Here is a 24,528-nt window from a genome sequence, read left to right on the forward strand (position 1 = left end):
GCGGGGTTACCCCCCACCCGCCCCGGGGGGGGGGCGGGGGGGGGGCCCCCCCCCCCCCCCCCCCGACTTTCCGTACAAAGCCTAGTCGTTTGCGTGGCCCTCAAGGTTGGTCAGCTCATCCAGCAGGCGGCGCTCATCCTGCCGGACCTGCGCCTCCAACTCGCGGATCCGTTCACTCGAGCGCTCCGGTATATCGTCCGGATACAGGTCCAGCAGCTCCAACACTCGCGCCTGGAACATGTTGTTGATCAGGTTGAAACGCTCGGTATAGGCTTCGCGCAGGTACGCCACCCAGAAGTCCTGCTGCGCCGCATAGGCCAGGAATGGCTGCCCGCCCTCGCCCTGACGGACCCGGTCCAGCGCCCGGTCCAGCTCGTTCGGCCGCACATCGGCAACGGTGCGGTACAGCATCCGGCTCGGCGGTAGCGGCAGGTCGAGCTCTTCAGCCCAGTGCATGCGATACACCAGGCGCACTTCCGCTTCGTCGCGGGTGCCGGCTTCCTCGCGGGCAATCGTATCCAGCTCGTGCAAGCGGTACAGACGCCGTACCAGCCGATACAGCGTCGACCCGCGCTGGCCCTCCGGCACCTCCTGCAACGACTGGAGGGTGAAGACCTGGATTTCCATCTGGTTGAACTCCAGGCGGATACCGTCGGGGCAGGTGTCGTAGCTTCTGAGCTGGTCCAGTGGCTCCTGCGCCATGCCATTGAGGGTCTGGCGCAGCTCGATGTTCTGGGCCGTGACATCAAGCACCCGCCACACGCGGGCGACCAGTTCAGGCCGGCTGACGGCGTTGCGGAAGTCGGCGGTGTAGCGCAGCCGCCCGATCATCCGCAGCAGGTCAGGAGCATCTTCGAAACCTTCAAGCTGCTCCCATGTGCCACGCCGCGCTTCGTTTTCATCCACGCTGCCGATCAGCCAGTTATCGACCGGGAAGTCTTCCTCCCCGGAACTCGCGCTGCCGCCATGGGAATGCGCCAGACTGCCGAGAGACTCGTCCGAGTCCGAGAGGTGCGCATCACCGTGGAGTTGCCGGATCTCGTCGGGCAAGTCGATTTCGAATACAAACGGCCGATTGTCCGCGATCGAAACATACGCACGGCGCATGGTCTCGTAGTTCAAGGGATTATCGAGCAGTGAAATTTCGGTCAGTCCGTCGGGGTTGCGACGGTTTTCCAGCAAGTATTCAGGCAACTCGGTGAGCCGGTTGCTCTCCAGGCTCAGCACCTCCACGCGCTGTGGAATCAGTTGGTCGAGCCAGGCCGGCCAGGTGTCGATGCCCATCTCGTTCATGCTCAGCAGGTCAAAGTGACGCGCGGCCAGACCCGACACGTTGGTGATCGTGCCCAGGGTATTCCCATCGAGTTCCAGTGACGAAAGCTGTGGCAAGCTGGCGATCAGATCCACCGCCCCCTGGTCGATATGCAGCCCTTGGAAGGTCAAGGCCAGGCTCCTCAAGGCGTGCATTGTTCGCAGTGAGCCCGGCAAGTCGGTGGCTGGAGGCACGCGACCACTGATGGCAAGCTCTTCCAGTTGCGGAAAGCTGGTGAGAAAGCGGTCGAGCATTTCGGTTGTGCCAATGGGCATCGTCAGTTCCAGACGACGCACCCGCTGATAGAAAAAGTCCGGCAACCGCGGCGGAAAGTCATCGAGCGCGAGCGATTCCAGTTGCAGCAGCGGGGAGGCGTTGCCCTCCGCTTTATCTCGCCAGAAATCCACAAGGCTGTCGGACACACGATGACGTGCGGTTATCTGTTGCTCGCTCAACGGCCGCGTCGAGCTTGAGGATTCGCGCCACATCTCAAGGGCCTCGATCAGTTGACCGCGTTCGTGCTGGTGCAGGTTCAGATCGGCCTGGAGTGTTTCGGAAATATCCATGTCGAAACTGAAGCGGCGGCCAACGCCCTCGCTCAACCGCGCATTGAGCGTCGCCTGGCGAGAAAACGCATTGCCTCGCAGCGCGACCCGGGTGTGATGCGCATTGATGTCGTTGCGCAGGATATGCGCCGGCAATTCGAGGAGGCGGTTGTCGACCAGGGAAAGCACGCTGATCCGGCTCAGCGCCTGGCTATCGAGCCAATTTGGCCAACGCGTCATGCCCACGCGGTCCAGCGCCAGGGAGCTCAGGTTCGGCCCCAGAGCATGCAGGTTCAGCTCCGGGTTGTGCAGATGCAGCCCGGTGAAATGGATGTTCGGCGCATCCGCGAGGAAGTTGCCACTGAGGTCCAGGTGCTGCAACTCGGTCAAGCTGGCCAGCGGTTCCAGCGCTTGCCAGTCCAGGTTCAGTTGCAGGTTGTTCAGGTGCAGGCGCCTGAGCCCCGGGTAACTGAGGGCCACGACCCGGGGCAGGTCCCTGACCGGCCAGCCAATACTGTGGTGGACTTCCAAAACGCGGACCCGGGAAAAACGCTGCAGAAACTGCGGCAGTATGCCGTGGTACTGGAGTGCACCGTCCGCGCCGAAGATCGCCGCCGGCGCCTCCACGATGAACTCGCGCAGCACCAGGGCTTGCACGCGCTCGTAGACGAATGCTGGCAACTGCTCGGGAAAGTCCGATACAAATATCGACTCCAGCCGCAACGCCCGGTCGGTCCGACCGATCTCGGGCAGGTTGTTGCCTCGCCAGTGATCCCACAACGCCAGAGTAATGCGATCCCGGCCGATGACGTGCGCTTCACTCGCACGGCCAACCGCGGACAGGCCCTGCCGCCAGTGGCTCAAGCTGCTGAGCAGGACATGCTGCTCCAAGATCAATTGGTCCAAGCGCTCGCTGATGGCTGCCCGGCTAAAACCAGCGCTGTAGAGCGCCTGGAGGATGGCCTCGGCAAAGATGTCCGGGAATTCGAGGTGACGGATCTTGTCCAGCAGCGTGTCTTCGGTGACATAGGCTGCCAGGGCGCCCCGACCGCTCAGCGGGTAACCGACCCGGCCATCGGCAAGGCGCATCGGTGAACGGGCGCCGGGCTGGGCAGCCTGCATGTGCAACGCCTCCAGTGCCTGCGGCCGGGGCAGCAATGGCTGCTCATGCAGATGAAGACGAAGCGCCGCTTTCCCGCCCGGTACGACGCCCAGTGCTTCCCGCTGCGCCAGCGGCAGCGCCTCGAGCACCGCCGCATACAAATCATCAGGGGGCGCTACGGCGAGCGGATCGTCGGGGCTGGCAACCTGATAGCCTTCTTCGCCCTTGAGCAGCACCTTGTGAAGCGGCGCATCCTCGGGCCCCACGCTGTCGATCAAGCGTCCGTCGAGGGCGCCTTCGCGGATTTCCAGGCGCACCAGCGGCGACCACCCCGGCAGGGTTTCAAGGCTGTGCAGAACAAGAATGTCGCTGTCGGAACTGCTCACATGTTGCAGGTGCAGGCCCTCGTAGGCCCGCGCCAGACGCACGTTGCGCTGATAAACGCGGGCCTCTTCGGCGAGTCGCAACGGCACCTTGCGCTCATCCTTGAGTTGCGCCAGTTCGGTCGCGTCGGCATGCGCCAGCAGTTCGTCGGCCACCACCACGGGTAACCCGGCGAACGTTTCCGTCAGCAACCGCGCGTCGGCGGATGCCTCCGCCTGCAGTGCGTCATACCGGGCAGCGAACAACGCCGCCCGCTGCGAACGGCTCATGCCCTCACTGACAGCGCCCAGCGCCTGGTCAAGCCGCAAGCGCTGGAGGCTATCGATGAGCAACGCGGGTGGTCGCTCACTGTCGGCCAATGCGCGCCGCAATTGCGCCGGGTGGGTGTGACTGATGTGAAGAAGGCGGCGGGTGGTGGGTTCCGGCAGCCCCTCCGCCAACGGACCCAGCCGCTGGAACAGGGTCTGCCCTTCCCACTCCAGCGGCTGGTCCAGCTCATGCAACCAGGCGCCGGCGCCGTTGCTGCGCAACAAGGGCCGGTAAGCGTCGGCCCGGTTCGGGTGCGCCAGGTAATGCGCGGAACCCGGCGAGTCCGACTTGACGCAAAAAGTGCGATCCTCCAGCGCCAGCCAGCGTTTGCCCTGGTAGCTGTAGAGCCCGACGGCGTCGGGCTTGAGCCCCCCGGGCAGAACAATGTCATGGGCGAAGGGCCGCAGGTCGGGTTGCCACAGCCGGTGACTGCCATCCTCCAGGCGTACCGTCCGCATCGGCTCCACCGCCGGTGGCACCTCCAGCGCGGGGATGCCGCGCCCGGCGTGCCAGAACGCACCGAACGCGACAATCTCGGCGAGGTTCTCGAGCACATCCATCAGGTACGCCCACGCCTGGTCGCGATCCCCCTCCGCCAGGCTGTGGAAACCTTCGTAGACTTCATAACCCAGTTGCGCGGCGGTAACCGCCAGCATGGCCAAACCCACCGCCGGAATCACGAAGGCCGCGATATTGAGCGCACTGAACGACACTTCGACGAAATAGCGCAGCCGGTCATCGCGGGTCTTCTGGTCTTCGTCCGCGGTCGGCACCGCATGGAACAGGGCATCATCCCTGAGCACGGCGATTTTCTGCCGCACGACACTGGTCAGCACGGCGCCAGAAATGATCTGTGTGCCCAGGACAAGACTGGCATTGCTGTCCTTGCGCTCCTCATACCAGCCGCCACTGTTCCAGACCTTTGGGTTAAAGGCCGTGCGGATCTTGGCAAACACTTCATTACGTTGCCGCGCAGGAATGAAACGCTCGAAAAACCTCAAGTACTGCGGCTGCAGCAACTTGTCGCGCAAGGCGTCATGAAAATGCTGGAACGATGCGTACTCTTTGATCGGGCTGAAGGGGTCGCCCGGTATGTAGGCGATGATGGCTTTCTTACTGCTATCACGCACCCATTGCGGATGGCCGATCACATACTGGACCAGGCGGTATTCACCGGCGATCACAATGCCCGTCAGTTCGACCCCCCATAGCGTCAGAAAACCGCAGCGCAGCGGCGTCGCTATCGGTGACGGGTCCGGCCGGGTCAGACGCTTCAATAAGGTGTTGTACAGAAGCGCGCTGATGTCTTTTTTCAAATACGCCATGTGCGCCTGAAGTATCAGCGCCGACCCCTCGCAGCGCGCAAAGGGGATGTATTTTTTATCGGCATCCGTCACGGCGCCATCCAGTACCGCATCAAGCAACTTCTGGTATTGCCCACCCAGGTCCAGGGTCCGGCAGAGTGCGGCGAACGCTTCAGGCTCGATCGCGACAGGGCTGCTGCGTTGCGTCGTTGCATCTTCGATATAGATGCTCGACTTCAGCCGGGAATATTGCATGCCGCCTGGCTCGGCTTCCCAGGCTTCGAAGTTTTGCAGGGCGGCGCGCAACAACGTCTGGGTCGCGGCTCTCGCGGACCTGGAACTCTCGACAAGCGGGTCCCTGGAGATGGCAACGAACGAGCCATCGCCCTGTACGCGCCCGGCATGAAACAGCCAGGTAGTGCGCACATCGAGACTAAGGTTGAACTGTTGCTGAATCGCGGCCTTGAGCAACGGTTCGGCGAACACTTCGATGTCGGGAATCCGGGCCAACAGGGTGGCAAGCGTCTTCTCCAGACGGCGATGCACCGCATAGGCCCGCGGTAATAACCTGGCCACTCGCGGACGTTCGTGCATGGCCTTGACGAACCAGGGCGCGGCGTTCGGCCCCGTAGCACGGAGTGCTCGGTGCTCGTCAGCGGGGGCCTTTGTCAGCCATAGCGGAATCTTGTTTTTAACCGCCTCATACTGCGAACTTTCCACCACCGGTTTTTCGCTCAACGGTATGAGAGCGCCGATCGAATTCGACATGGGACTGCCTCGGGTCATCATTAGGAATCCCAGCGTAGCGACAACGATCGGGCTGAATTGAATACAAGAATATTTTCACTGCCCCCCTGTTCTTGCGCGGGCCAAGCCCGCGGCGGCCGCTGTCTATACGAGCTCCAGTCCCTCGAGGTTGGTCAACTCATGAATCAGGTTCAGTTCGTCGCTCTGCAACTGCGTCTCCAGTGTCCGCACCCGCTCACTGGCCCGCTCCGGCGCATCGCCAGGATACAAATCCAGCAACTCCAGCACCCGTGACTGGAACATCTCCCTGAGTGCGCTGAAGCGTTCGGGGTAAGCCTCGCGAAGGTAGGCCACCCAGAAGTCTCGCTGCGCCGCGTAGCTCAGGAACGGCTGGCCGCCCTCGCCCTGCTGGACCCTCACCAGTGCCCGCTGCAGTTCTCCCGGCTGAAGGTCCGCCACCGGGCGAAACAACATCCGTACCGGCGGCAGCGGCAAGTCCAGTTCCTGGGCCCACTGCAGCCGATACGCCAGCCGCACTTCCGCCTCGTCGCGCGCGCCGGTCTGCTCACGCGCAATGCTGTCGAGCTCCTGCAGCCGATAAAGACGCCGGACCAACCGATACAGTACCGGTCCACGCTGTTCCTGGGGCACATCGCGCAGCGACTGCTGGGTGAAAACCTGGACTTCCATCTGATTGAATTCCAGGCGGATGCCATCCGGGCAGGTGTCGTAGTTTCTGAGCTGGAGCAGCGGCTCCTGCGCCATGCCGTTGAGCGCCAGGCGTAATTGCTCGTCCTCGGCGCAAGCCTCCAGCACTCGCCATACACGGCCGACCAGTTCGGGCCGGACGCTGGCGCTGCGATAGTCGGCCGTGAACTGTAAACGGCCGATCAACCTCAACAAGTCCGAGGCATCGTTCGCGCTTTCCAATCGCTGCCACACACCCAGCCGCGCTTCGTTCTGCTCTGCACTGCCAAGCAACCAGGGGGCGGAACTGTTGTAGCCCTCATCAGAGCTTTCACTGGAGCTGCGGCTGAATTGCCCTGGCCCGGTAACCTCCTCCGAGTCCGATGAGTGCGGATCGGCTGACAGCCTCTGGATGTCCTCGGGAACGTTCATGCGAAACACGAAGGGCCGATGCCCCGACTCGGAAATGAAGGCACGGCGCATGGTCTCGTAGCTCAGCGGGTTGTTTAGCAGCGATATCTCGGAGGAGTCATTCAGATTGCGGTGGTTTTGCAGGAGGTACTCCGGCAATTCGGTCAGAAGATTGTTGTCCAGGCACAGCACCTGGACCTGACGCGGAATCAACTCGCTGAGCCAGTCCGGCCAGGTCTGCATGCCGACACCCGACAGGCTCAGCATATTCAGGTAACGGCTGCTGAGCGCGGACACATCGGTGATCGTACCCAGGGTGTTTCCATCCAGTTCCAGCGACCACAGTTCCGGTAAACGGGCGATGAAGTCGACCACGCTCTGGTCGAGGAGTATTTGCTGGTCAATCAGGGCAAGGGACCGGAGTTCCCTGAGTTGCAACAAGGCCTCCGGCAACACGGTCATCGGCGTCACCTGCGCGCTGATATTCAGCTCTTCCAGTTGCGGGAACCGCAGCAGCAGTTGGTTGAGTTCATCCACTGTCCCGCTCGAGCGCAGCAGGTCCAGGCGACGGACCTGTTCATAGAAAAAATCGGGTAATTGCCCGGGAAAGTCAGCGAGCGCTATCGAATCCAGTCGCAGCAGCGGGGTGAAGAAGCTCTGAACGTACTCACCCCAGAAATCCATGATGACGTCGCTGATGCGTCCACGCAGCCGGGCCTGTTGCTCACCCTGAAGCGGCGTCGATCCGGGCGCTTCACGCCACTGCTCGATGGACTCGGTCAACAACCGGGTCTGCGCTATGCACGCATCCAGTTCGGCCTGCAGCCTGGCGGGAACATCGAGGTCGAAGCTGAACCGTCTGCCCACGCCCTCGCTCAGCCGCACATTGAAGATTGTTTGCCGGGAAAGCACATTGCCGCGCAACAACACCCGGGTGTGATAGACCGAATTGCCCTGGTTGCGCAGCATCGGTTCCGATAGCTCAGTGAGGTGGTTGTCGACCAGGGACACTTCGCTGATGTTTTCCAGTGCCCGACTGTCGAGCCAGTCCGGCCAATGCGTCAGGCCCATGTTATTCAGCCCCAGATAGTCCAGCTCCGGCTCGTTGAGCTGGGTGACCGAATCGACGTCAAGCGGGTTGCCGCTGAGATCAAGTCGGCGCAAGTCCCTCATTGCACGAAAGTCGTCGAATACACGCTGGTTCACGGTCAGGTGCTGGTTAGTCAGGCGCAGCTCCCTCAACCACGGGAAACTTTGCATCACAATCTGCGGCAAGTCATTGGCCAGCCATCCCGTGCCGCGATTGAGGCTCAGCGAGGTCACCTCGGGAAACCGCTGCAAAAAGCCCGACAATTGCTGGTCCTGGCGCACGCTGCCATTGGTTTCGACAGACACTCTGAGCGCCGGCGCCGTCAGGTCCTCCAGCTCGAGCGTGTGCACCCGCTGGTAGACAAAGGCCGGCAAGTGTTCGGGAAAGTCGTCCACATAGATCGAGCGCAATTGCAAAGGCCTGCCGCTGCGACCGATCTCGGGCAGAGCGTTGCCTCGCCAGTGCGCCCACAACGCCTCGCCGATCCGCTCGCGACTGGCGACCCGCTCAGCGCCAGGGCTGGCCTGGTTTGCGCTGGCGTTCGCCCATTCGGCCAGGCTGTCACTCAGCGCGCGCCGCTCCTCGAGCAAGACGTCAAGCCGCTCGCTGATGGCGGCCCGGCTCAGGCACACGCTGTAGAGATCGCGCAAGACGTCTTCGGGAAAGGCGTCCTCGAGTTCGAGCAGGCGCACTTTGTCGAGCAAGGTGTCTTCAGTGATGTAGCCGGGCAGGACGCCGCGCCCACTCAGCGGATAACCCGATCGGCCGTCGGCCAGGCGCATCGGCGAGCGGGCGGCGGGGCGCAACGGTTGCATCTTCAGAAGCGCGCGCAGGTCCTGGCGCGACAGCAACGGTTGGGCCTGCACCTTGAGTTTCAACGCCAGCGCCGGATCGTCCCCGACCAGCGCCAGGGCTTCGCGCTCGGGCGCTGTCAGCGCCTGTAGCACCCCGGCATACAGATCGACCGAGGCCGATGTCGGCGCGGCGTCGTGCATGCGATAGCCTTCGGCATCCTCGATCAGCACCCGGCGCGCGGGCGCATCGGCCGGGCCGAGGCTGTCGAGCAGCTCGCCGTCGAACGTCATGGCCCTGACCTCAAGGCGCATCGCCGCCGGCCAGCCCGGCAGCCGCTCCAGGCTGTGCAGCATGAGCTTGGCGCTGTCGGGGTTGTCTATGTAGCGCAAGAACAGCCCTTCATAAGCCCGCGCCAAGCGCACTTTTTGCAGGTAGGCGCGGGCTTCCCCGGCAAGGCGCAGCGGAATCTTTCGTTCGCTGCGCAGGTGCGCCAGTTCCGCGGCATCGGCGTGCATCAGCAATTCCTCGATGACCTTGGCGGGCAGGCTGGAAAAGCTGTGCTTGAACAATCGCGCCTCCACCGAGAGGATCGGGTTGAGCCGTTCATACGCGCCGTTGAACAACTGCGCCCGTTGTGCCCGGCTTACGCTTTCGCCCACCGTTTCGAGCACCTGATCGAGCCGGAAACGCTCAACCGTGTCGCTGAGCAGCGCCGGTGGCCGCTGCCCTTCAACCAAGGCGCGACGCAACTGCGCCTCATGGGTATCGCTGACATACAGGGCGCGTTGGGCGGCCTCGTCGGACAGCTCGTCGCCCTCCGCGCCCAAGCGCCGAAACAGGGCCAGCCCTTCCCATTCCAGCGGCTCGTCAAGCTCGTGCAGCCAGGCGCCCGCCGTGTTGTGGCGCACGGCGGGGCGGTACGCATCGGCGCGCCCCGGGTGCTCCAGATAGCTGCCGTTTTCCCCGTCCCTGACCGAATAAGTGCGCCCTTCCAGAGGCAGCCATTGCTTGCCTTGAAAGTGGTAGAGCCCCTGCGCATCCGGCGTGAGCCCCGCGGGCAAGACGATATCGTGGGCGAAGGGTGCCAGGTCCGGTTTCCACAAGCGGGTCGCGCCATCGGGCAGGCGCACCGGGCGCATCTCCGCGACCGCCAACGGTACTTCCAGCGCCGCGATACCCGCGCCTGACGAAGCACCGCCCAACGCCGCCATCAAGGCCAGGTTCTCGACCACGTCCATCAAATAATCCCAGGCCTGCTCGCGCTCGCCCGCGGCCATGCTGTCGATGCCTTCGTACACTTCGTAGCTCAACTGCACGGCCGCGACCGCCATCATCACCGCGCCCAACCCGGGCACCACAAAAGCCGCGACGTTCAGCACGGCGAAGCTGACCTCGCCGAAGTAGCGCAGTTTGTCCATCAACGACTTGTGGTCTTCGTCGGCCGTCGGCACGGCGTGAAACAAGGCATCGTCCTTCAGGGCCGCGATCTTCTGCTGCACCAGTTTCAAAAAAATACTGCGGCCGAAGGGAAGATCGCTCAGTTTGAGGCTGGCGTCGTTGTCCTCGCCCTCTTCATACCAGCCCCCGCTATTCCAGACCTTGGGATGAAAAGCGCGCTGCAACGTCCCGAACAGTTCCGCGCTGTGGCGCGCCGGCACAAACCGCTGGAAGAACTTCAGATAGTCCGGCTCGCGCAACTTGTCCCGCAGCGCCTCGCTGAAGTGGGCGAACGAGGCATATTCCCTGAGCGGCCCGAACGGGTCGTCGGGAATGTAAACAATCAGCGGTTCATTGCGATTCAGGCCATCCCAGCGTGGGTAACTGGTGGGCAGCGAACCGGGCGAGTAGCTGCCAATGATCACGATGCTTTTCAGTTCAACATCCCACGCACCGAGAAAGCCGCTCACCAGCGGCGCGCCGGAAAGCACCGGTCCATTGCTGAATGATTTGACGGCGTCATACATGCGTTCGCTGATATCGCCTTTCAGGCAGGCGAGATGCAGTTGAAGCAAAAAGGCCGAGCGCTCGAAGTCCTCGAACAGGCGCTGAGTGGCTTCACCGGCAGGTGCCGATGCCCCGGCGAGCACCGATTCGATCAACGCCTGGTATTGCCCTCCCAGGTCGAGGGTGCGGCAGAGGGCGGCAAATTGTTCCGGCACGATATCGAGGGTGGGGCCTTGCAGGGTCTCGGTGGAGCTCAACGCAACGTAGACCATCGATTCATGGGGCGGATTGGCCATGCCCGACGCTTCGGTTTCCCACGCTTCGAAGTTCTGCAGCGCGGCGAGCAGTAACGGCTGGGTCGCCGCCCTTACGGCGTTGTAGCTCGCCACCACCGGGTCCCGGGATGCGGCAACGAATGAACCATCGACGTGCACGCGGCCGGCATGAAACAGGTAGGTGCCGCGCACATCGAGGTCCATGCCGAACTGCTGGCTGATCGCGGCCTTGAGCAGCGGCTCGGCAAAGGCCTCGAGGGTGGGAATCCGCGCCAGCAGCGCATTGACCTGCGCCTCGTAACGACGGTGCTGCGCGTAGGCCTCTTGCACGTACGCACCGACGTGAGGCTTGTCACGCAGGGCCTTCTCGATCCAGGGCGAAGCCTCCCGACCGGCTGAACGCAACGCCTGCCGTGTCGCTTGCGGTGAGTCGAGCAACCAGTCGGGAACGTTGCGTCCAATGGATTCAACACGGGCATCGTGCGGGGCTACGGGTTCTGTTTTGCGCGTCGCAGAACGTTGTGAATCGGCCATGAGCATACCTGCTGGCGTTGGTTGGGTTGGCGGAGGGTATAAGCCCGCCGCCTCGCCAAACAACGTCAATCCGCCCCTGGAAACCCCCGCACTTCCATCAGCAATTCAGCGGCTTCAAGCACATAAATAACACCCCGCCATGGGTCAGTACTTCGCGCCTTCGCGGCGGGTCAGTTCCCCGATCAGTTGCCGTTCATCGTTGCGAAGCTGTTCTTCCAGCGCCTTGACCCGGGCACCGAGTTCATCCGCGGTGTCGCCGGGATACAGGTCTGTCAGCTCCAGCACCCGGGCCTGGAAGTTGCCCTTGAGGTCGTTGAAACGATCGCTGTTGGTTTCCCGCAGGTACTCCACCCAGAAATCCCGCTGGCTCGCAAAATCCAGGAATTCCTGGCCCTGCTCGGCCTGGTGCACCTGCATCAAAGCGCTATCCAGCTCACCCGGCCGGATGTGCGCGGCGAACTGATAGAGCATCTTGCCGGGAGGGACAGGCAGATCGAGCTCATTCGCCCAATGCAGGCGGTAGGCCAGGCGTACTTCGGCCTCGTCCCGGCCGCCCGATTCGCGCCGCGCGCAATCGTCCAGCGCCTGCGAGCGGAACAGGCGTCGGGTCAATTGATAAAGGGTTTGCCCACGCGCTTGCTCGGGCACATCGCGCAGCGACTGACGGATGTGCAACTGCAGTTCCATCTGGTTGAACTCCAGCCGGATGCCGTCCGGGCAGGTGTCATGGCTGCGCACCTGGCGCAGCGGTTCCTCCGCCATGCCGTTGAGCGTCAGGCGAAACTCAGTGTCTTGCGCCGCGGCGGCAAGCACCCGCCAGACACGCTCAACCAATTCAGGTCGGGTGCTGGCGTCACGGTAGTCCGCGGTATGCCGCAAACGGCCAACCAGCCCCAGCAGCTCCTTCGCGTCATGGCCGGCGTCGAGCTGCCGCCAGATGTCACGACGCCCTTCGCTCCGGTCCTCCGCGCCCGCCAGCCACGGCTCGACGGCGGAGGCCCTCGGCCCCGGCTCTCCATTGCTGTGCAACTGCTCGGAGCCATCGACGTCGGATTCGGAGAATTCCGAATCCGAGTCGTGGCGATCCGGGACCAGCCTGCGGATCTCCTCGGGCACATCCATATGGAAGGTGTAAGGGCGGTTCCACGACTGCGAGACATACGCCTGGCGGATCATGTCGTCCGTCAATGGGTTGCCGGTGAGGGCAATTTCGACATGGATATTGGGATTGGAATTGCGGCGGTTATCCAGCAGGTATTGCGGCAGTTCGCTGATCGAGTTGTATTCCAGGCCGAGCATTTCCACCAACTCCGGGAGCAATTCGTCGAGCCAGGCCGGCCACGCCTGCAACCCGACGTTGTTCAGGCTCAGCAGCGTCCAATAGCGGTCCAGCATCGGCGTGCAGTCCAGGATGTTGCCCATGATGTTGCCGTCGAGGCCCAGGTAGGTGAGCTCGGGGATGCTGCAAAGAAACGCGATGGCCGTCTGATCGATCGTCAGGCCCTGGTCGTTCAGCGCCAGGGCGGTCAGTTCCGGCAATTCGAGCAGCGCCGGCGGCAGTACCGTCAACGGCGTGACATGGCCCGTCAGCTTCAAGCCCCTCAACTTGGAAAAGCGCCGCAGGAATTGATTGAATTGTTCGATATCCGCGACAGGCCGGATCAACTCCATTTGCTCCACACCCTGGTAAAAAAAAGCAGGCAATGTCTGCGGGAAATCGCGAAGGGCAATCGCGTCCAGCCGCAGGCGCGGGACGTTCAGCGCGCTCCTTTCGCGCCAGAACGCCAGAAGCGTGTCGCGGACGCGACGACGCGCCAGCAATTGCTCCTCGCTCGGCGCGGTGGTTGAGGTGGACGCCTCGACCCACTGCTCCAGCGCCTCGTTCAATACGCTGTGCTCGTCCTTCAACTGCTCGAAGTCACGCTGAGACTGAAGCGGGTCGAGGTCGAAACTGAACCGGCGATCCGCCCCCTCACCGAACCGCAGTTGCCGGATGGTCGGGACCGTCAAGCGATTGCGCACGAGTGACAGCCGGGTCGCCGGCGTTGCCGCCATCACCGTGTTGTCCAGCAGCCACGCCGGCAAGCGGCTGATCGCGTTGTCCGCCAGGGAGACTTCGGCAAGATGGCCGAGCGCGGTGCTGTCGAGCCATTCAGGCCAGCTCGCGAGGTGCATGCGCTGCAACCCGAGGTAGCGCAGGTTCAGGTTCATGACCGTCAGGGGCGTCTCGCCCTGGCCAGGCAGGTCGGCGGCGTCACCGGCTGCGCCCAGCCTGTTCCCGCTCAGGTCGAGCCGCTCCAGGTGTGCCAGGCCGCGCAGGCGGTCGAGCGCCTCCTGCGTGACGTTGAGCGCCACATCGGTCAACGCCAGGCTGCGCACCTGAGGCGCCGCCTCCAGCACCGTGGTTATCAGCTCGCGGCTGTTCAGACCATCGACGCTGCGCACGGCCAGCGACGCCGCCTGAGGAAAACGCCGGAAAAAATCCGCGAGCGCGGGGCCTGTAGCGCTGTCCGCATGGATCAGTTCCAGGCTGTGCACACGGTCATAGACAAACGCCGGCAACTGCTCGGGAAAGTCCCCCACGCTCACGCTCTCCAGCCGCAAGGACGCGGAGCGCCCGGTCTCCGGCAAGCAGTTGGCTTCCCAGTGGCGCCAGAGCGCTTCGCCAATCCGCGCCCGGCTGATCGAACGAAGCTCGCCCAGGTCAGCGAAGGATGCCGACGCCTGCGCCCATGCGTCGAGGCTGTGCCGCAGCACCTGGTGCTCCTCCAGCAACTGATTGAGGCGCGTATCAATGGCCGCGCGGCTCAAGCCGGCACGATAAAGCTTGTCGAGGATCTGCTCGGGGTTAGCCTCCTGGAATTCGAGCAGGCGGATCTTGTCCAGCACGCTGTCTTCGCTGACGAACCCGGGCAGCACGCCCCTGCCACTCAGCGGGTAACCGCGCCGGCCGTCAGCAAGGCGCATCGGCGAGCGCGCGGACGGCTTGAGCGGTTGCATGCGCAACACCTCGCGCGCCACAGGGCGCGGCAGCAGCGGCAGGTGTTGCACGGCACGCTTGAGGTCCGCGCCCTGGCCCACATGGGGGAAGCCCAGCTCGCTGCGCTGCCGGTCGGGCAACGCGTGCAGCAGCGACGCGTAAAGGTCTTCGCGACCGTGCAACGGCTGGCCGTCCGCGTCATGCGCCTGATACCCGCCTTCCTGCCTGACCAGCACCTTGCGAATCGGTGCATCGGCCGGGCCGACCCGGTCGAGCAAGGCCCCGTGAAACCGCGCCTCACGCAGTTCCAGACGGACCTGGGGCGACCAGCCGGGCAACCTGGCGACGGTGTGCAACAGCAGTTGTTCACTGTCGGCCGTGTCGACCGAGTCCAGATACATGCCTTCATAGGCGCGGGCCAGACGCACGTTGTGCAGATAGGCACGGGCCTCTTCGGCGAGGCGCGCCGGCACTCGCTGGGTCGCCGCCATCTGTTGCAACTCGGCCGGACTGGCGTGCTGCAACACCTCGTCGACGACCGGCACGGGCAAGCCGGGAAAACTGCGGCGAACCACGTCCTGGGCGGGCCTTGAGGCGTAGAGCGCGTCGTAACAGCGGTTGAACAGTTCGGTTCTGCGGGCATGCGCATTGGCACCGTCCCCCTCTTGCTCGATGAAACACCCCAATTCGCGGTCCAGTTGCCAGCGCTGGGCGGTATCGTCGAGCAACGCTGGCGGGCGCTGCGCCTCCGCCAGCGTATGGCGCAAGACCGACTCGGGAGTGCCACTGATCCGCAGGATCCGCAGCGCTTCTTCATCGGAAAAACGCGCCGGGGTGTAGCCCAGCCGACGGAACAGGTACAGCCCTTGCCAGTCCCGCGGCTGATCCAGTTCATGCAGCCAGGCGCCCGCGCCGTTGTGGCGCACACGCGGCTCATAGGCATCACTTCGCACCGGGTGCTCCAGCCGATAGGGCTCCGTTGTCGAGGGTGGCTTGACCGCGTAGGTCCGCCCGTCCAGCGGCCACCACTGTTTGCCCTGATACTCGAAGAGCCCCGACGCATCGGGCGTGAGCCCCGCCGGCAAAACGATGTCGTGGGCGAACGGGGTCAGGTCCGGCTTCCAGAGTCGGGTGCTGCCATCGGGCACGCGCACCGCCCGCATCTGCCCGACCGCGCTCGGCACCTCCAATGCCGGAACGCCCCGGCCACTCGCCCCCAGCGCTCCGAGCGCCGCGACCATGGCGACGTTTTCCAGCACATCCATGAAATAGCCCCAGGCTTGATCACGCTCACCCTTGGCCAGGCTGTCGATGCCTTCGAAGGTTTCATAACTCAACTGGACGGCCATGACCCCCAACATGACCTCGCCGAGGCCGGGCACCACGAACGCGGCGATATTCAGGGCCTGAAAGGCCTTCTCGAAAAAGTACCGCGTTGCCGCGTCGAAGGATTTCTGGTCTTCAAGCGCCGTCGGCACCGCATGGAACAGCCCATCGTCCTTCAGCACGGCCACCTTCTGCCGGAACAGTTCCGAGAGGAAACCGACCGCGAACGGCTGCTCCTCCACCCGCAGCCGGGCTTTGTTGTCGAGTTTCACCTCGTACCAGCCCAAGCTGTTCAAGACCTTGGGGTAGAACGCCTGGTGGATTTTTCCGAACACCAGGGCGCGTTCGCGGGCGGGCACGAAGCGCTCGAAAAAAGACAGGTAGCCAGGCTGAAGCATGCTGTCACGCAACGCTTCGATGAACTGCTGGGACGATGGGTACGCCTGCAACGGGTGAAACGGATCGTCGGGGATATACACCAGCACAGGCTCGATAGCGGTGCTGGACTCGCGGTCCGGGCTGATGACCACGATGCCCGTGAGGGTAACTTCCCATAACCGCAGAAGTTTGCAGGTCAGCGGTTTACCATTCAGCGTGGCCGGCTTGTTTTTCGCGATCTGCCGCAGGGCTTCGCTTGTTGCCTGATCGATAAGGTTGCGCATCGAGGCCATTTGCACCTGAAGCAGGAAGGCCGACTGTTCGAAACTTTTGAATACACCACGCAAGTTGAATGCCGCGGCATCCGGTGCGTCGCCCGGACGGGAAGAAGGGTTAAATACCGACGCGATCAAGGCTTGATACTTGCGCCCCAGGTCCAGTGTTCGACACATCGCCGCAAATTTTTCCGGCGCAATATCAATCACCGTGCCTTCAATTGCTATGCCCTCGATGCGCGCCTTGAAAACAATAACCGACCGGGTATTGCCACTGTCCATGGCACCGGGCGAAGTTTCCCACGCCTCGAAATTCTGCAAGGCCGCCTTGAGCAGCGGTTGCACCGCCGCCGCCATCGCGCCCGGCGGCAACAGCGGTGGGTTGGGAGGAAATCCCACCCCCGCGTCCGCGGCTCGCCGGGCATGAAAAAGATGGCTGTTACGGACATCGACCCGCAGGCCGAAGGTGTCTTGTATCGCGGCGGTGAGCAGCGGCTCGGCGAACGCTTCCGCGCTCGGCAGGCACGCCAGCAGCGCATTCACCTGCTGCTCGTAGAAGCGGTGGTCGGCGTACAGCCGGGCCAATTGCCGGGCGGCGCCCGGATCGGCGCGGCGCGCCTGCTCGAACCAGGGCAAGGGTTTTGCCCCCGCCTGACGCATCGCCCGATGGGTGTCGGAAGAGGCGTTCAACAACCATCCGGGTATTTTGTTTTTAACCGTGGCGTACTGTTCGCTGATGGCAGCATCGCCATTCTTTGACGCGGCGGATAAGTTGACTTCAGGCATGAGAACGACCTTCAACGTTATTGACGGGCCGTCCAGAATAACCAGCGAAAGTTCGACAAACGGTTCAAATAACTTATAGAAACCCCACCGCCAACATCATTATTTCAAACGCATTCACACTATAAATAACACCCTGTTCAAACGTTCCCTGACTGACCCGCGAACGCATGTCGCGCAATAAAAAACAGGTGCGAATGTCCGCGAAATCAATCCCGCAGAACTTCCTCACCTGTTTTTATCGCTGGCTCATACGACCACGCTTGTACGCAAACGCTATGCGTACTTCAGGCCTTCTCTGTTGCTCAGTTCTTCGATCAGGCTGCGCTCATCCCTGGCCAATTGCTCTTCCAATACCTTGATCCTCGCGCTGAACTGGTCGGGAAGATCACCGGGATAAAGATCGGTCACTTCCAGCACCCGGGCTTCGAAGGCGTCCTTCAACGCCCTGAAACGATCGGCGTGCATTTCATGCAGGTACTCCACCCAGAAATCGCGCTGGGCAGCGTAGTCCATGAAGCCTTGGCCGCTTTCGCCCTGCTCAACCTGGAGCAATACGCTGTCGAACTCTCCGGGCCGGATATCGGCATGGGACTGATACAGCATCTTGCTCGGCGGAACCGGCAAATCGAGGCGCTCGGCCCAATGCAGGCGATAGGCAAGACGGACCTCGGCTTCGTCGCGGCTACCGGCCTGCCGGCGCGCGATGTCATCCAGCACCTGCAAGCGGTACAGGCGCCGGGTCAGTCGATAGAGGGTTTGCCCGCGGTCCTGCTCGGAGACATCGCGCAGCGATTGGCGGATGTACACCTGAACTTCCATCTGGTTGAACTCCAGCCGGATGCCATCAGGGCAGGTGTCGTAGTTCTGCACCTGGCGTAGCGGTTCCTCGGCCATGCCATTGAGGATCAGGCACAACTCGGGATCACGAGCCGCCGCATCCAGCACGCCCCATACGCGCTCGACCAACTCCGGGCGCGTCGTCACCCGCCGGTAATCCGCGGTATTGCGCAGGTGCGCCACCATCCCCAGCAGGTCCCGCGCACTGTCGCTCCTGTCGAGTTGCTGCCAGGTGCCGCGGCGCAGTTGATCTTCGTCGCCCGCGGCGGTCAGCCATGGCTCGATGGAGCTGACCATCTCGTCCTGTATTCCACCACCATGGGAGTGGCCGAAATTCTCGGTATCGGAATCCGACACCTCCGAATCCGAATCATGGCTTTCAGGGGGCAGCCTGCGGATCTCCTCCGGCAAATCCATATTGAAGGAGTAAGGTCGGTTGTACGATTCGGAGACATGGGCGCGAACCATCATTTCATGGGACAGCGGATTGCCCCTGAGGACGATATCGGTATGGCCAACTTCACTGCGAAGATTGGCCAGAAGGTATTCCGGCAACTCGCGGATCTGGTTGTTTTCCAGGCACAGCATGTCTATCGATCCGGGCAGCAAGGGGTCGACCCACGCGGGCCAGGACTGCAGGCCGACATCGTTCAGGCTCAAGGTCAGCAGCGGGATGCGATGCCCCAGCACGCTGGCATCCAAAACGGTTCCCATCGTGTTGCCATCGAGCTCCAGGTTCGCCAGTTTCGTGATCCGCCCGAAAAACTCTATGGCCGCCTGGTCAATGGTGAAACCCTGGAAGCAAATCGACAGTGACCTCAACTCAGGCAACTCGAGCAGCGCGTCGGGGAGTTCAAGCAGCGGCGTGACGTGGTCGGTCAATGTCACCGCATCGAGCCTCGGGAAATAACGCAAGAACCGGTTGAGCTGTTGTGTGGTCAGCGTCGGTCGCACCAACTCCAACCGATAAACGACCTCATAGAAAGCGCTCGGCAGCGCCGGGGGAAACTCAGCCAACTCGATCTCATTGAGCCGTAGAACCCGATGGTTCAATGCAGTGGGTTCGCCCCTCCAGAACTCAAGAATGTTGTCGCCGATGCGTCGGCGCATGATCGACTGCTGTGCGCTCAAGGGCGCGCCCGACGAAGACGCCTCGGCCCACTGCTCAAGGATGTCGGACAATGCTTCACGCTCTCGCAGCAGCCGGGTCAGTTCTTGTTCCAGGTACACGGGAACATCCAGGTCGAAGCTGAACCGGTTATCGGCACCCTCGCTCAATCGGAGTGTCTTGATCGTCTGGGTCGAGAGTGGATTGCCCTGGAGCGACAGGCGGGAGCGAGGCGCTCCGGGCTGATTTTCCAGAATATCGCCGGGAAGAATGGTGATCTCGTTATCCATCAACGACACCTCGGCGATAGTGCCCAGCGTGTCGCTGTTGAGCCAGCGCGGCCACACGCCAAAATGCATGCGGTTCAACCCGAGGTAATCCAGGTCGAAGTTGACGGTCTGGATCTGCCGCAGATAGCTCATCTGGTTGCCACTCAGGTCCAGGCGCCGCAGATTCAAGCGGCCGAAAAGGTCGAACTGTTCCTGGGTGAAAAAGGTGCCCATGTCGGTCAACTCAAGATTGCTCAAGTGCAGCTCCGTGGTTTCCAGAGCGCGCTGCACCCGATAGACATCCCTGATGGTTCCCTGGCGCATGGCCAGGGAGGTCAAGCGGGGGAAACGACTGAGGAAACGCGACAGAAAAAGCTGTTCTTCTTTCCAGACCATGCCGATGGAACAGCCATTCAACTCCAGGCCTTGCACACGTTCATGGAAAAAGTCCGGTAGCTGCTCGGGGAAATCGGCCAGGTCGACACGCTCCAGCAGCAAAGGCGCCGCGCCCCCGCGCTCGGGCAAGCTATTGGCTTCCCAGTGACTACAGATCGCCTCGCCAATGTCTCTACGACTGATGAACCGCATGGGATTCGGATCTGCAATCGAGGACGAGGCCAGCGCCCACTCGTCGAGACTGCCGCGTAGCGCGCGCTCCTCGTCCAGCAACTGGTTCAACCGGATGTCGATGGCGGCACGGTCCAGGCCAGCGGTATACAGCGCCCTCAGCACCTCTTCGGGATAGGCGCTGCGAAATTCGAGCAGGCGGATCTTGTCCAGCAGCGTGTCTTCGCTGATGACCCCGGGAAACACGCCTCTCCCGCTCAGCGGATAACCAAACCGGCCATCGGCAAGGCGCATCGGCGATTTGCTGGACGGTTTGAGTGGCTGCATGTTCAGCACCTTGCGCAGCACGTGCCTCGGTAATAGCGGCTGCGCTTGCACCGCCCGCTTGAGCGCCGCGCCCTGGCCGACATGAGGGAATCCCAGTTGAGCCCGTTGCAGGTCCGGCAGGGCGTGCAACAGCGCGGCGTAGAGGTCGTCGCTGCCGTGCAGGTGCCGGCCCTCGGCGTCACGCGCCAGGTAACCCTCGCCCTGCTTTACCAGCACCTTGCGCACCGGCGCATCGGCGGGGCCGACGCTGTCGATCAACGGCCCATGAAACGTGCCATCGCGAACCTCCAGGAGCACCTGAGGCGACCAGCCCGGCAGGGTTTCCAAGGTGTGCAACAACAGCCTGTCGCTGTCGGGGTTGTACACCGATTCCAGGTACACGCCCTCGTATGCACGGGCCAGGCGAGTGCTTTGCAGGTACGCGCGGGCTTCTTCGGCCACCCGCTGGGGCACCCGCTGCTCAGTGCGCAGGCGCTCAAGCTCGGCGGGGTTTGCCTGCTGCAGCAGTTCCTCGGACACCAGGGTGGGCAAGCCGGGGAACGTGCGCTGAATCACCTGTGCCGTCTCACTCGGACGAAGGGCCCGGTAGCGCGTGTTGAACCAGGTTCTTCTCGCGCTGATGGCGCCCTGCGACTCGGCTGCACTTGCGCCGATGGCTGCCACCGACTCACGGTCGAGCTTCAAACGCTGCGCCGTGTCTACCAGCAAGGCCGGCGGGCGCAGGCCTTCCGCCAAGGCGTGGCGCAATACCGACTCGGAACTGCCGCTGATTCGCAGGACACGAAGGGCTTCCTCATCGGAAAACTCATCGCTGGCAACGCCCAGCCGCCGCAACAACCTGACGCCCTGCCACTCCAGCGGCTGATCCGCCTCATGCAGCCAGGCACCCGCCTGATTGTGGCGCACGCCTGGCTCATACGCGTCAGGTCGAGTGGGGTGCTCCAGCCGGTACGGCTCCGGCTTGACCGCGTAGGTCTGCCCGTCCAGTGCCAGCCACTGCTTGCCTTGATACTCATACAAACCCAGCGCGTCGGGCTTGAGGCCCGCGGGCAGGACGATGTCGTGGGCATAGGGCCGCACGTCCGGTTTCCACAAGCGGGTACTGCCGTCCGCCAGCCGCACCGGCCGCATCGGCGTCACCGCCTCGGGCACCGCCACCGCGGGAATCCGCCCGCCTCCCGCGGAAACGGCGCCCAAGGCGACGACCAGCGCCACATTGTCCACCACATCCATCAGGTAGCCCCAGGCCTGGTCCTTTTCGCCCTGAGCCAGGCTTTCGATACCTTCATAGACTTCATAACTCAACTGCGCGGCCATCACGCCCAGCATCACCTCGCCCAGGCCCGGCACCACGAACGCGGCGATATTGAGGACGTCGAAGGCTTTTTCGAAAAAGTACGCCAGCTTATCCATCAGCGACTTGTGGTCTTGCTCCGCGGTCGGCACCGCATGAAACAACCCGTCGTCCCTGAGCACGGCAGCTTTTTGCTCGCACAGCCGGAAGATCAACGCCCCGGAAAAGGCTTCATCTCTCAGGTGCAGCCTCGCCTCGCGGTCCAGCGTCGGCTCATACCAGCCAAACTGGCTGTTCCAGATTTTTGGATGGAACGCCTGGTCAAGCTTGCCGAACACCACGCCGCGGTGGCGCGCGGGGACGAAGCGCTGGAAAAAGTCCAGGTAGCCTGGCTGCAACATGCTCTCGCGCAGCACATGGAGAAACTGCACCGACGAGTCATACTCGCGCAGCGGGTTATACGGATCATCGGGCAGGTAGACCACCAGGTTTTCCACGCCAGCGTGCGTTTCCCGGCCCAGGCGAAAGACCACGACGCCGGTCAACCTCACGTCCCAAAGTTGCAAATAACTGCAACGAGGATGTTCAAGGGACGTCTCTTTCGCCAGCGCCATCAGTGCCAACTGCGTCGCTTGGCTGATGGCGTTCTTCAAGTAGGCAATCTGCACTTGAAGTTCAAAGGCCGATTGTTCGAAACGCTGGAAAAGATCACGCGGGTTTGTCGCGGTATCGCCAGGTCTGGAAACAGGGTTGAGCGTCGCCTGTATCAGCGCTTGATATTGGCCACCCAAATCGAGGCTCCGGCACAATGCCGCGAACCGTTCAGGCGCGATATCGATTACCGGGCCCTCAATCTCCACCCCGTGAAGCGGGTACGCGGAGAAAATCGCCGCTCTGGCAATGCGCCCGTTGTCCATTGCCCCCGCCACCGTTTCCCAGGCCTCGAAGTTCTGTAATGCCGAGGTGAGCAATGACTGGGTGGCCGCCTTCAACAGCCGCTGCGCCAACACGGCCGGATCTTGCGAGAGGCTTTCGAAGGGAACCTCTACGGCGGCGCGCCGGGCATGGAACAAAAAGCTGGTGCGCACATCGAGATCCAGCCCGAACGCCTCCTTGATTGCCGCCTTGAGCAGCGGTTCGGCAAACACCTCGGCTGTCGGCAAATGCGCCAGCACTTGATTGACCTGTTGTTCGTCGCGCCAATGACCGGCGTAGATGTCCTGCATCTGACGGGCAACGTCCGGGCGGCTTAGCCGAGCCTGTTCGAACCAGGACGGCGCGGTGGCATGTGCCTCGCGTAATGCTCGGCGGGTTTGCGAAGAGGCCTGTTTGAGCCAGTCGGGAATCTTGCCTTCGACCGTAGCGAAGTGTTCACTTTCCGCAGACTCTTCATTTACCAACGCCGTTGCAGCACCCATAACTTCAGACATTAGAGCGGCCTTTATCACATTGACAGGCACTCCAGCGTAACGGCCGCCCCGGTAATAAAAAGCTCAAATAACTCATTGAAATCATGAGTATTGGATCAAGACTTCAAACGTATATCGACTATAAATAACACCCCGAACTTAATAACTTTATCGCGCGTATTCGATCGCGATAAACCCGCTCGCCCTCCCCCCGCGACCCGCGGCACGACCAGCCCTTGCGGCGGGAATCTGCCCGGAGGCGTTTCCGATCCGCACGGGATGTATTATCGTGGCTGCTTGCGCAAGATGCGTGGCCTGACCATTCAGGCATTTGCCAACCGATCGAGGGTGCCATGAGCAACGAAAGCATTAACTGGGACAAGCTGGGCTTCGACTACATCAAGACCGACAAGCGCTACCTTTCCTACTTCCGTAACGGCGAGTGGGACCAGGGCACCCTGACTGAAGACAACACCCTGCACATCAGCGAAGGCTCCACCGCGCTGCATTACGGCCAACAGTGCTTCGAAGGCCTCAAGGCCTACCGCTGCAAGGACGGCTCGATCAACCTGTTCCGCCCTGACCAGAACGCCCTGCGCATGCAGCGCAGTTGCGCCCGCCTGCTGATGCCGCAAGTGCCGACCGAAGCCTTCATCGAAGCCTGCAAGCAAGTGGTCAAGGCCAACGAACGTTTCGTGCCGCCACACGGCAAGGGCGCGCTGTACCTGCGTCCATTCGTGATTGGCGTCGGTGACAACATCGGCGTGCGGACCGCGCCGGAATTCATCTTCTCGATCTTCGCCATCCCGGTCGGCTCGTACTTCAAGGGCGGCATGACCCCGCACAACTTCGTGATCTCCGGCTACGACCGTGCCGCGCCACAAGGCACCGGCGCGGCCAAGGTCGGCGGCAACTACGCGGCCAGCCTGATGCCAGGTTCCGAAGCCAAGAAAGCCGGCTTCGCCGATGCCATCTACCTGGACCCGATGACCCACAGCAAGATCGAGGAAGTCGGTTCGGCCAACTTCTTCGGCATTACTGGCGACAACGAATTCATCACCCCGAAATCGGCGTCCGTGCTGCCAGGCATCACCCGCCTGTCGCTGATGGAACTGGCCGCCTCGCGCCTGGGCCTGAAAGTCATCGAAGGCGACGTGCTGATCGACGAAATCGCCAAGTTCAAGGAAGCCGGCGCCTGCGGTACTGCCGCGGTCATCACCCCGATTGGCGGCATCCAGTACAACGACAAACTGCACGTGTTCCACAGCGAAACCGAAGTCGGCCCGGTCACCCAGAAGCTCTACAACGAGCTGACCGGCATCCAGAGCGGTGACGTCGAAGCGCCAGCGGGCTGGATCGTCAAGGTCGCCTGACGCTCTTCCCTCGATAGTCCGATAGCTGGACAAAAAGCCGCTGAGCGGCGATCAGGCTGTTTTCAACACAGCAAGGTCGCCGCTCAGCGGCTTTCTTACATGAATTTTTCTTTAGGACGGGCGCTGTCTATTCTTTGGCACAATCGAATCTCCACCCGCC

Annotated in this window: 5 protein-coding genes; 1 reads left to right on the forward strand and 4 read right to left on the reverse strand. The window is 62.5% G+C overall.

Annotation, left to right across the window (positions count from 1 at the left end):
- Positions 1-81 precede the first annotated feature (81 nt).
- From NTD82_RS16190 to NTD82_RS16205, 4 genes are all read right to left on the reverse strand, one after another.
- The gene (locus NTD82_RS16190) at positions 82-5,550 is read right to left on the reverse strand and encodes an NEL-type E3 ubiquitin ligase domain-containing protein (protein ID WP_262129445.1); all 5,469 of its coding nucleotides are present in this window, start codon (positions 5,548-5,550) and stop codon (positions 82-84) included.
- Between the two features lie 297 nt (positions 5,551-5,847).
- Positions 5,848-11,445 (reverse strand): NEL-type E3 ubiquitin ligase domain-containing protein, encoded by a 5,598-nt coding sequence (locus tag NTD82_RS16195; protein ID WP_262129446.1) that lies wholly within the window; start codon positions 11,443-11,445, stop codon positions 5,848-5,850.
- Positions 11,446-11,583: 138 nt separating this feature from the next.
- Positions 11,584-17,088, reverse strand: coding sequence for an NEL domain-containing protein (locus NTD82_RS16200; RefSeq protein WP_262129447.1), 5,505 nt, complete (start codon positions 17,086-17,088; stop codon positions 11,584-11,586).
- Between the two features lie 369 nt (positions 17,089-17,457).
- Positions 17,458-23,004 carry an NEL domain-containing protein gene (locus tag NTD82_RS16205; RefSeq protein ID WP_262129448.1) on the reverse strand — a complete coding sequence of 1,849 codons (5,547 nt, stop codon included), beginning with the start codon at positions 23,002-23,004 and terminating at the stop codon, positions 17,458-17,460.
- 344 nt (positions 23,005-23,348) lie between these two features.
- On the opposite strand from NTD82_RS16205, the gene NTD82_RS16210 reads away from it, so the two are divergent.
- Positions 23,349-24,368 carry a branched-chain amino acid aminotransferase gene (locus NTD82_RS16210; protein ID WP_095157727.1) on the forward strand — a complete coding sequence of 340 codons (1,020 nt, stop codon included), beginning with the start codon at positions 23,349-23,351 and terminating at the stop codon, positions 24,366-24,368.
- Positions 24,369-24,528 lie beyond the last annotated feature (160 nt).

This window comes from Pseudomonas sp. 5P_5.1_Bac1 (assembly GCF_025466015.1).
In the GTDB taxonomy this organism is placed as follows: domain Bacteria; phylum Pseudomonadota; class Gammaproteobacteria; order Pseudomonadales; family Pseudomonadaceae; genus Aquipseudomonas.